The sequence below is a fragment of the Chitinophaga chungangae genome, assembly GCF_017742215.1.
In the GTDB taxonomy this organism is placed as follows: Bacteria; Bacteroidota; Bacteroidia; order Chitinophagales; family Chitinophagaceae; genus Chitinophaga; species Chitinophaga chungangae.
This window is the reverse complement of record NZ_JAGHKP010000003.1, coordinates 358,586-368,209: the sequence shown is the minus strand read 5'-3', so window position 1 is coordinate 368,209 and position 9,624 is coordinate 358,586. Positions and strand designations below refer to the sequence as shown.

Annotated in this window: 8 protein-coding genes and 1 pseudogene; 8 read left to right on the top strand and 1 reads right to left on the bottom strand. The window is 54.5% G+C overall.

The window, feature by feature from the left end:
* The 5 genes and pseudogenes from J7I43_RS15785 to J7I43_RS15765 all read left to right on the top strand — a co-directional run.
* Window positions 1-891: pseudogene (locus tag J7I43_RS15785) on the top strand (hypothetical protein); the annotation flags it as partial.
* Window positions 892-897: 6 nt separating this feature from the next.
* The gene (gene secG / locus J7I43_RS15780) at window positions 898-1,275 is read left to right on the top strand and encodes a preprotein translocase subunit SecG (RefSeq protein WP_236023406.1); all 378 of its coding nucleotides are present in this window, start codon (window positions 898-900) and stop codon (window positions 1,273-1,275) included.
* An 82-nt stretch (window positions 1,276-1,357) separates the two neighbouring features.
* Window positions 1,358-2,413, top strand: coding sequence for an endolytic transglycosylase MltG (mltG, locus tag J7I43_RS15775; RefSeq protein ID WP_209146757.1), 1,056 nt, complete (start codon window positions 1,358-1,360; stop codon window positions 2,411-2,413).
* A gap of 42 nt (window positions 2,414-2,455) precedes the next feature.
* The gene (locus J7I43_RS15770; RefSeq protein WP_209146755.1) at window positions 2,456-3,424 is read left to right on the top strand and encodes a YihY/virulence factor BrkB family protein; all 969 of its coding nucleotides are present in this window, start codon (window positions 2,456-2,458) and stop codon (window positions 3,422-3,424) included.
* A gap of 115 nt (window positions 3,425-3,539) precedes the next feature.
* Window positions 3,540-4,145 (top strand): thioredoxin family protein, encoded by a 606-nt coding sequence (locus J7I43_RS15765; protein ID WP_209146753.1) that lies wholly within the window; start codon window positions 3,540-3,542, stop codon window positions 4,143-4,145.
* Window positions 4,146-4,365: 220 nt separating this feature from the next.
* On the opposite strand, the gene J7I43_RS15760 is transcribed toward J7I43_RS15765, so the two are convergent.
* Window positions 4,366-6,861: a M14 family metallopeptidase gene (locus J7I43_RS15760; protein ID WP_209146751.1), complete on the bottom strand. Its 2,496-nt coding sequence runs from the start codon at window positions 6,859-6,861 to the stop codon at window positions 4,366-4,368.
* Between the two features lie 98 nt (window positions 6,862-6,959).
* Between J7I43_RS15760 and ggt the strand changes: the two genes are divergently transcribed.
* Genes ggt through J7I43_RS15745 form a run of 3 tightly spaced genes read left to right on the top strand, consistent with a single transcriptional unit; the run spans window position 6,960 to window position 9,623 of the window.
* The gene (gene ggt / locus J7I43_RS15755; protein ID WP_209146749.1) at window positions 6,960-8,648 is read left to right on the top strand and encodes a gamma-glutamyltransferase; all 1,689 of its coding nucleotides are present in this window, start codon (window positions 6,960-6,962) and stop codon (window positions 8,646-8,648) included.
* Window positions 8,649-8,679: 31 nt separating this feature from the next.
* The gene (locus tag J7I43_RS15750) at window positions 8,680-9,207 is read left to right on the top strand and encodes a DUF1572 family protein (protein WP_209146747.1); all 528 of its coding nucleotides are present in this window, start codon (window positions 8,680-8,682) and stop codon (window positions 9,205-9,207) included.
* A complete protein-coding gene (locus J7I43_RS15745; protein WP_209146745.1) occupies window positions 9,204-9,623 on the top strand; it encodes a hypothetical protein in 420 nt (139 codons plus the stop codon). The genes J7I43_RS15750 and J7I43_RS15745 overlap by 4 nt, the downstream gene beginning before the upstream one ends.
* Window position 9,624 lies beyond the last annotated feature (1 nt).

The following is a 9,624-nucleotide window of genomic DNA, read 5'->3' as shown; positions in this document are numbered from 1 at the left end:
GAAGCCGCCGCAAAAGCCGCTGCCGAAGCCGAAGCAAAACGAACAGGTGAGGAAGAAGCCCAGATGGATGAAGTGGTCGCTGTGGATTTTGAGGCCGTTGAGGCAGAGATCGCCCGTAATTCCGTGGAAGACGAGATCGTGGCCGTTGATTACGAAGCCGCGGAAGCCGAAATCGCCCGCAATTCCATCGAAGACGAGGTCGTGGCCATCGACTACGAGGCACTGAAGCCCGAAGAACCTTCCGTTTACGAACCGGAACCGGAGGAAGAAGAGATCGTGGTACCTTCCGAGGCACAGCCCGAAGGCCCTGGCCTGGCCCTGCCTAAAGCAGACCCGGAAACACCGCTGGTAAAAGTGGCCACGGACGAAGACGTGGAAGACGATACCGCCGCGCCTGCCGCTGCGGCAGACGAAACGCCCATCCGCATCCACCCCATGGATACGCCCGTGGAAGAAACCGTGCTCACCTTCCAGCCCCTGTACACAGAAGATTATTTTGCTTATAAAAAGCTGAAAGACCCGATTACCGCAGAAAAGATGACAGAGAAAGCCGCCGCCGAGATGAGAAGTTTTACAGACTGGCTCCGGGAAATAAAAGACAATTTTGCAGGCAAATCCTCCCGCGACTGGTACCACCAGCAACTGCACAAATTGTATGAGGACGACGACCCGGAAGTAACCGAAAGAGTGGAAAAAATGGCCATCCAGTCCATTACCCTCAACGACGACATCGTGTCCGAGACCCTGGCCGAGATCTGGGTACGCCAGCATCAGCCTGAAAAAGCGATCGGCATTTACCAAAAATTAAGTTTGCTTAATCCCGGTAAAAACGCTTATTTTGCGCAACGCATAAATGAACTTAAACAACAACTTACAGACAATAACAAATAACAGAATATGTTAATTTTCTTTGGAATATTGATCGTGCTGGCCTGTGTATTACTGGGCTTTTTCGTGCTGGTGCAGAATCCCAAAGGCGGCGGCCTTTCCGGCTCCTTCGGCGGTTTTGGCAACCAGGTGATGGGCGTACGCCAGACCACCGACGTGCTTGAAAAAGGCACCTGGATACTGGCAGCCGTTATTGCTGTTCTCTGCCTCACCTCCGCCATGTTCGTGAGCAAAGGTCCCGCTGGCGCCGTAAAAGGCAACAGCGCCATCGAACGCGCAGGCGGCGGCCCCGCGGCGCCCGCAGGCAATACCCAGCAATTCCCGACGAACCAGGCCCCCGCAAACCAAACCACTCCGCCTGCAACACCCGCAGACAGCGGCAAATAGTAATATTATCCGCCAACATAATATTTAAAAGAACCTCGCCATTAAAAGCGGGGTTTTTTATTGAAATACCGCCATCCATCCCATGAAACAAAAGTCCAAAGTAAAAAGAAACAACTCCCCCTGGGTGCGCCGCATTGCCGTTATTGCCGCCTGCCTGCTGGCCGGCGCCCTCGTGCTCGGCGGTTACCTGCTCATGGGCCCCAATACCCGCTCTTTCGGCGATAAAAAATACTTTTACATCCCTACCGGCAGCAAATATGCGGATGTGCTTCAGGGCCTCAAAGACCAGGAGATCATTTCCTCCCCCGCCACCTTCAACCTCGTGGCGCGCCAGCTGGATTATCCCGCCCGCGTGAAAGCCGGCCGTTACGAGATCAAAAAAGGCATGGGCAACCTCGATATCGTGCGCATCCTCCGCTCCGGCAGGCAATCGCCCGTAAAACTGGTCATCAACAAACTACGCCTCAAAGACGACTTTATACGCCTCGTTTCCTCCCAGCTGGAAGCCGATTCCACCGCCCTCCGCGCGATAATGGACGATGCCGTGTACTTGCGCCAGTTCGGTCTCGACACGCAAACCGTAATGGCGGCCGTGATGCCCAATACGTACGAATTTTACTGGAACACCAGCGCGGGCAAGGTGTTTGAAAAACTGGAAGATAGCTACGCGAAATTCTGGACGGACGAACGCAAGGCCAAAGCCGCCGCACTGGGGCTTACACCCGCCGAAGTGGTTACCCTCGCTTCCATCGTGGAGGAAGAAACCAACCGCCACGACGAAAAACCGAGCATCGCCAGCGTATACCTCAACCGGCTGAAAAAAGGCATGAAGCTGGGCGCCGACCCGACCGTGAAATACGCGCTGAAAAATTTCGCGTTAAAACGTATCTGGGGCTCTTATCTCACATTCGATTCTCCGTATAACACTTACCGTTATACCGGCCTTCCTCCCGGCCCCATATGCACGCCTTCCGTAAAATCCATCGAAGCGGTGCTGCAACCGGCGGACACGGAGTACCTTTATTTCTGCGCAAAGGCCGATGGCAGCGGGTATCACGCCTTCGCTTCCACATTTAAGGAACATCTCGAAAACGCGCGCACCTATCAGAAGGAATTGAACGCAAGAGGGATTAAATAACCCTTTCTTCGTACTTTTACAACGGTCCAACAAATCCCGCGGATGATCGATGTAGAAAAAATCATTCTTGATTTCAAACCCGTACGTTGGTTAGTGCATAAAAGCAAAACGCTGGTACTGCCGGGGTTCGACCGTGCGCCTTTGTACGACGTGATCGTTTTTTTCCTGAAAGAAACGGCGAAAGAAAGCCTCACCGAGCGCGCCGCGGCCATTTCGTTCAACTTCCTGCTGGCCATTCCGCCGTTTTTCATCTTCCTTTTCACGCTCGTGCCGTTCATCCCGTTGCAAAACGTTGAGCCCACGCTGTACGACCTCGCGGAAAGCCTCACGCCCAACTACAGCAGCTACATTATCGTGCGCGACATGATCCACGACTTTTTGTACACCCAGCGCAACACCCTGCTGTCTTTAGCGTTCGTGCTCAGCTTTTATTATTCGTCCAACGGGGTAATGGGCATGCTGCGCTCGTTCGACAAACTGCTGCCGGGCTTCACACAACGCACGTGGTGGCAAACGCGGCTCACGGCACTGATGCTCACCGTGTTCCTGGTAATGCTTTTGCTGGTAACGGTTGCGCTCATCATCGTGCAGGGCACGATCTTAAAAACATTGCTGGAGAAGGTCGGCATTGCAGACGCGGTGTCCCAGTTCTCGATGGGCCTTGTACGTTGGGTGCTCATTGTGCTCTTGTTTTTTTCCATCATTTCCGTGATCTACCGCTGGGGCCCCGCCACCAAAAAGAAATGGAAATTCATTTCCGCCGGCTCCACTTTCGCCACCATTTCCATGATCGTCGTAACCCTCGGCTTTTCGTTCTGGGTCACGAATTTTGCGCAATACAACCAGATCTACGGCTCCATCGGCACCATCCTGGTATTGATGCTCGTGGTGTATTTTAACTCGTTCATACTGCTGATCGGCTTCGAATTGAACACCAGCATCAGTACGCTGCGCGAAATTGCGGCAGAACGCGAACTGAATGAAGCGCCTGAGTTACAGGGACTTTCATAACCTCTCCGTTAATATCATATCAATTCCCCGCTGAAGATTTTCTAAATTAGGATGAATGGCTTTTTATTACCTGCCAAATGCCTTAATTTCATGTTGAACCAAATTAAGGGAGCCTATGAAAAAGCAAATTCTTTTACTGCTTCTTGCAGTGTTTTCGCTTGTGGCATTCCGTTTTCCTGATACGCTGAACATCGGGGCGAAGCTGCCGAAGGCAGATATCAAAATGAAAGACATCTCCGGCAGGGAATTTTCATTGAACGACGTTAAAAAAAGCAATGGCCTGCTGGTTATGTTCAGCTGCAATACCTGCCCGTACGTTAAACGGAACCAGGATCGCACGCGCGAGATCTGCCAGTTTGCGCTGAAAAATAACATCGGCGTGATCCTTATCAATTCCAACGAAGCAGACCGCGCCACCGGCGGCGATTCCTTCGAAGCCATGCAAAGCTACGGCAAAGGGCAGCGTTACAGCTGGCCGTATGTGGTGGATAAAGACAACCAGATCGCGGATGCATTTGCCGCGGACCGCACGCCCGAATGTTACCTTTTCGACAAAAACGCCACGCTCGTGTACAAAGGCGCGATAGACGATAATCCCGGCAGCGCCGAAGGCGTAAAGACGCACTATCTCCACAACGCCATCAGCGCCATGACAACCGGCAAACCAGTGCCGGTGACCACCACCGCTTCCGTCGGCTGCGGCATCAAACGCAAAATGTAAGACCAGCTCATAAAAAAGAAAAGGCTACTTCAGACAAGTAGCCTTTTTTTGCTTTAAACGATAACGGACTATCTGTTCGTTGACGAGGAGTACGGCACAATAATAACAAGATCGCGGATGGAACGATCGCGCGATCGCCCAACCCGCTGAAAACATAGACCAATGCATAAAAAAGCCCCGCGGGAAATATTCCGCGGGGCTTTTGATATTATCGAGCTTTTTATTGTCCTACCATGAACACGGCATTGCCGAACAGCAGCTTGCCGTTTTCCCAGAAACTTCTGAACAGCGGGTTATCTGTGAGCAGCACTACTTCCCCCTGCCCTACTTCCTTCACGCCGAAAAGCAGGCCGTTGTTGAGACGGAGCTTGGTTTGCGCCCCCACGAAGCCGGTGAGGTAATCGTTTTGTTTCAGCACGCCCACGTTCCACCCGTCGTTTTCGATGAACTCCACCAGTTTATCGCTTTGTTTGAGCGTGTAATAATAATCCGGGTAACCGAATGCCAGCGGGTGCGTGTGGTCCATATGCACTTTGTAGATAGCGCCTGGTATGAATTGTGAAACGCTTTCCCGTTCGCGGTTGGCGTAAGGTTTCAGCGGGAGATACGGGTCTTTTTTCGGTTCTTCTTTTTTGTCTTTATCATTTTCTTCCTCGTCTTTTTTCAGTTTGAAGCCCCATTCGCCGGCTGCCAGTTGCGCTACCGCGTCTTCCAAAGCAATAAGCCTTCCGCCCGCGCTCACCCAGTCTTTCAGCCGGGCGGCGGCCTGTTTGTCTGCCAATGCGGAATAATTCCCGTCAGGCAGGATCAGCACGTCCAGGTCGCGCCAGCTGGCGCCGGACAGCGACGAAGAAGGGATAACGGTGAGCGGGTATTCGATCTGCTGCTCGAAGAAATGCCAGATCTCGCCCATGCCTAGCGAAGAAACGCCGTCTCCCGCCACCACGGCTACTTTCGGCTTGCGAATGTAACGTATTTTGTCCGACCCGAAATCCGCGCCTTTATCCACGAAACCGGTCGGTACTTTCACCAGTGCCACGCCCATTTTTGTGGCGATGGCAGGCACTGCCTCCAGTGAATTGTTGCCGGCTTTGGTGATGATCAGCGTGCCGGCGGCGTATGTATTTTCGCCGATCGTAAAAGGAGCTTCGGAATAACGCACTTTGATGTTGCGGTTCAGCAAAGCGGCGAGGAATTTCAGGTCTTTGGTGCTGTTCCACTGCGCGAGGTACGCGTAAGTATTGCCTTCCGCCTGTGTAACGGTGGTTTTCTCCGGTTCCGCGCTCACGGCGGGATCCAGCCTGCCCGATACCGCGTATGCGGGCAATCCGTAAGCATACGGCAGCGCCCAGGCGGTGATGTCGTAAGTGACGGAATCCGTCAGCCGCGCCACCGGTTCGAATAACACGCGCACGAGGTTGGAACGCGGCTGGAAAGCGCTGATCACCAGGTCGCCTTTCTCGATATTGAACTTTTCGGTTTTACCGGTGAAATAGTTGAAGCCGCTGCTTTGTGAATTGCCCGTGGCAAAACCCGTCACAATATCGTTGCGGCGCAGCGTTTCGGAAAGCGTCAGCAGGTTTTCGGCGTTGCCCGCGCCTTTCACGACATAAGTTTTGTATTCGCCGGAAGGTTTGCTGCGCGCATCGGCGAAGTACTGGGTAAATTCCTGCACCAGTTTCGCGGCGTTGGCGGCGGATACTTCCACGGTGGCCATGCCCGTCACGAAATGATGTTCCACCCTGTCTCTCAGCGTAAGCGTATCGCCCTGGCGGGTGGTAATGGCAAGCCCCGCGCGGCCGCCGCCGCCCTGTTCGTAGGTCATGCCGATGGAACCGTTGTACGTGGGATAAGTATCGCCGTAGCTGGGATAGAACAGGTCGAACTGTTCGCGCGTAAAATACAGCCAGCCTTTTTTGTCGAAATAAGTGGCGTTATGTTTGCCGATCTGCACCTGGAAGTCGCGCTGCCAGGCCGTGATGGCGTCGTGCAGCGGTTCCGCCGCCGGCGCGAAATAATACGGCGCCTCCACGCCCTGTTCATGAAAATCCACGTGTACCTGCGGCATCCAGCGGTTGTATTGTAATACGCGCTGCTGCGATTCGGTTTGCGTTTGCCATGCCCAGTCGCGGTTCAGATCGAAATAATAATGATTGCTGCGCCCGCCGGGCCAGGGCTCGTAATGCTCGCGGGCGTATGGCGTGGCGTCGTATTGTTTGCCGCGCACGGAATTGTAGAAGTTCACATAACGTTCGCGCCCGTCCGGGTTCAGGCAGGGATCTATAATGATAACCGCGTTCTGCAGCAGCTCTTTGCGTTCGGTAAGCAGTGTGTACAGCGTTTTCATGGCGGCTTCGGTGCTTACGGCTTCGTTGCCGTGCACGTTGTAGCTGAGCCAGACGATCACCGGCTGCGGGCCTTGCGCCGTGCCGGAAACGAGGCCGAGATTGTGCTGCCGGATCTCTTCCAGCCGCGCCATGTTTTCGGGGCTGGAAAGAATGGCCATCACCAGCGGCCGGCCTTCGTAGGTTTCTCCATAAGTTTCCAGCTTCACGTTTTTAGTGGTTTCCGCCACTTTCCGGAAATACTCCATCACTTTGAAATGCGGCGTGAACCGTGTACCGGGCTGGTATTGAAGAAACTGCTGCGGGGAAGGCTGGGCTTGCGTTGTTGCAATAACGATCAGGGCCGCGAATAAGGAAAAAATATACCTCATAGTTTGGTTGTATCCCCCTAAGATAGGAAAAATGCGGCCTGCACATGTAATGGATTCGCCGGGAAATAATATTAATTTAGCTGGAAATGATGCCAACAATGACGCGTTCCTTTGTTTTCCTGCTTACGTTGTTATCCCTGGGCGCTGCGGCCCAGCAATCAGGCCCGCAGCAATACACCATCACCAAACGCCTGGAAGCCCGTAAATACGCCGTGGTATCGGCACATCCGCTGGCCAGCATGGCGGGCGCGGAGGTATTAAAAGCCGGCGGCAATGCGTTCGACGCGGCCATTGCCACACAACTGGCGCTGGCCGTCGTATACCCGGAAGCGGGCAACCTGGGCGGCGGCGGTTTTCTCGTAGCCGTCACGCCCAAAGGCAAAAAAATAGCGATCAATTACCGCGAAATGGCGCCCGGAAAGGCTCACCGCGATATGTACCTCGATTCCGCGGGAACGCCCGTCAGAAATAAAAGTCTTACAGGCCACCTCGCCGCCGGTGTGCCCGGCACCGTAGCCGGGCTGATCGCCACGCACCCATACGCCAAACTGCCGTTCGCCAGGCTGGCAGCTCCTGCCATCCGCCTGGCCGAACAGGGCTACATTATCACCGCCGCCGAAGCGCGCGGCCTCAACCGCCAGCGCGCCACTTTCCTGAAAGTGAACACGCGGCCCGTGGCCTTCGTGAAAGACGGCGACTGGAAAGAAGGCGATACGCTGGTGCAGAAAGACCTTGCCAATACCCTGAAACGTATTGCCGAAAAAGGCGCGGCCGGTTTTTACGAAGGCGAAACGGCGCGGCTGGTGGCGGAAGAAATGCAACGCGGCGGCGGGATCATTTCCGTGGAAGACATGAAGAATTACCGCGCGGAAGTACTGCAACCGCTGCAGTTCAAATTCCGCGGCTACGATGTGGTGACCATGCCCCTGCCCAGCAGCGGCGGCATCGGGCTGCGGCAGATGCTCGGCATGGTGGAGAACCAGCCGATGGAAGAATGGGGCTTTCACAACCCCAAAAGCGTGCAGCTGATGATAGAAGCGGAACGCAGGGCGTATGCAGACCGTGCGCAATACCTCGGCGACCCGCATTTTGTGGATGTGCCGGTAGACAACCTGATGGATAAAGATTATCTCTCCCGCCGCATGGCCGATTTCACGCCCGGGCTCGCTTCGCTCAGCGCGCGTGTGCCCGCCGGCGTGATCAAAGAAAGCGACCAGACCACCCACCTCAGCGTGGTGGATGCATCAGGCAACGCCGTATCCGTTACCACCACGCTCAACGGCGGTTACGGCAGCAGCGTAGTGGTGGGCGGCGCGGGTTTCCTGCTCAACAACGAAATGGACGATTTTTCCGTAAAACCCGGATCGCCCAACATGTACGGGCTGTTAGGCAACGAAGCCAACGCCATTGCGCCGGGCAAACGCATGCTCAGCTCCATGACGCCCACCATCGTGCTGCAGAACAAACAACCGCTGCTGATCACCGGCACGCCCGGCGGCGCCACTATTATTACTTCCATGTTCCAGACGCTGGTGAACGCGCTCGTGTTTAAACTGGACGCCAGCGAAGTGGTGAATGCGCCCAAATTCCATCATCAATGGCTGCCGGACGTCGTGTATCTCGAAAAAGGGTTCCCCAACCCCGTGAAATATTCGCTGGAGCGCATGGGCTACAAATTCGAGGCACGCGGTTCCATCGGCAGAACGGAATTAATTAAAGTGACGGGAAAGGGCAAACTGGAAGCCGTGGCGGACGGCCGCGGCGACGACAGCGCTGCCGGAGAATAATTGTACATTCGGGATATAAAAAAGCCTGGTTATGAGTATTTATCTTGACAGCCTGAAGAAACGGTTCCTTACTTACAAGGAACTTGCGGAGAAAACATTCGCCCAGCTCAGCGACGAGCAGATCCACTGGCAGCCCGCCGGCGAACCGAACAATATTTACATCATCGTAAAACATATGAGCGGCAACATGCTCAGCCGCTTCACCGACTTCCTGACCACCGACGGCGAAAAACCCTGGCGCGAGCGCGACGCGGAGTTTGAAGACAAGGAACCTAAAGCCACCAAGGCAGACATGACCGCCATTTGGAACAAAGGCTGGGACTGCCTGATGCAAACGCTGGACGGTCTTACCGACGCCGATCTATCCAAGATCGTGCACATCCGTACCGAACCGCACATCGTGATAGACGCCCTGAACCGCCAGCTGGCCCACTACCCTTACCACGTAGGCCAGATCGTGTTCCTGGGGAAAATGATGAAGGCGGAGAACTGGCAGACCCTTTCCATCGCCAAAGGCAAAACCCGGGAATTTAACGAACAAAAAGCCGCCGGCAAATGATAAAATACCTGGTTTATACCTGCTGCCTCGCTGCAGCGCTCACCGCCTGCAGCAGCGGCAAAACCGACAAGCTGCTCAAACATAAAAAATGGAAGGTCTACGATGTGGCCGTTCCACCATCTGACCCGTACAACAACGATCAGATCACGCAATCGAAAGACCTCAAAAACGGCTATTATTCCGATGCGTATTACCAGTTCCTGGACAACGGCCTGTTTATCGCCACCATCGCGGGCGTGCCGGACAGCGGGCGGTACGAGCTGCTCAGCAACGGGAAGATCATTTCCATCACCAGCTCCAACGGCTCACGCAATGCGGAGCACCTGGTGGAAGTGCAAAAGCTCGACGAGAATAATTTCGATATGAAAGTAGCCTCCGGCGACTATCATTTTATTTTACGCACCCGGAAGCAATAAT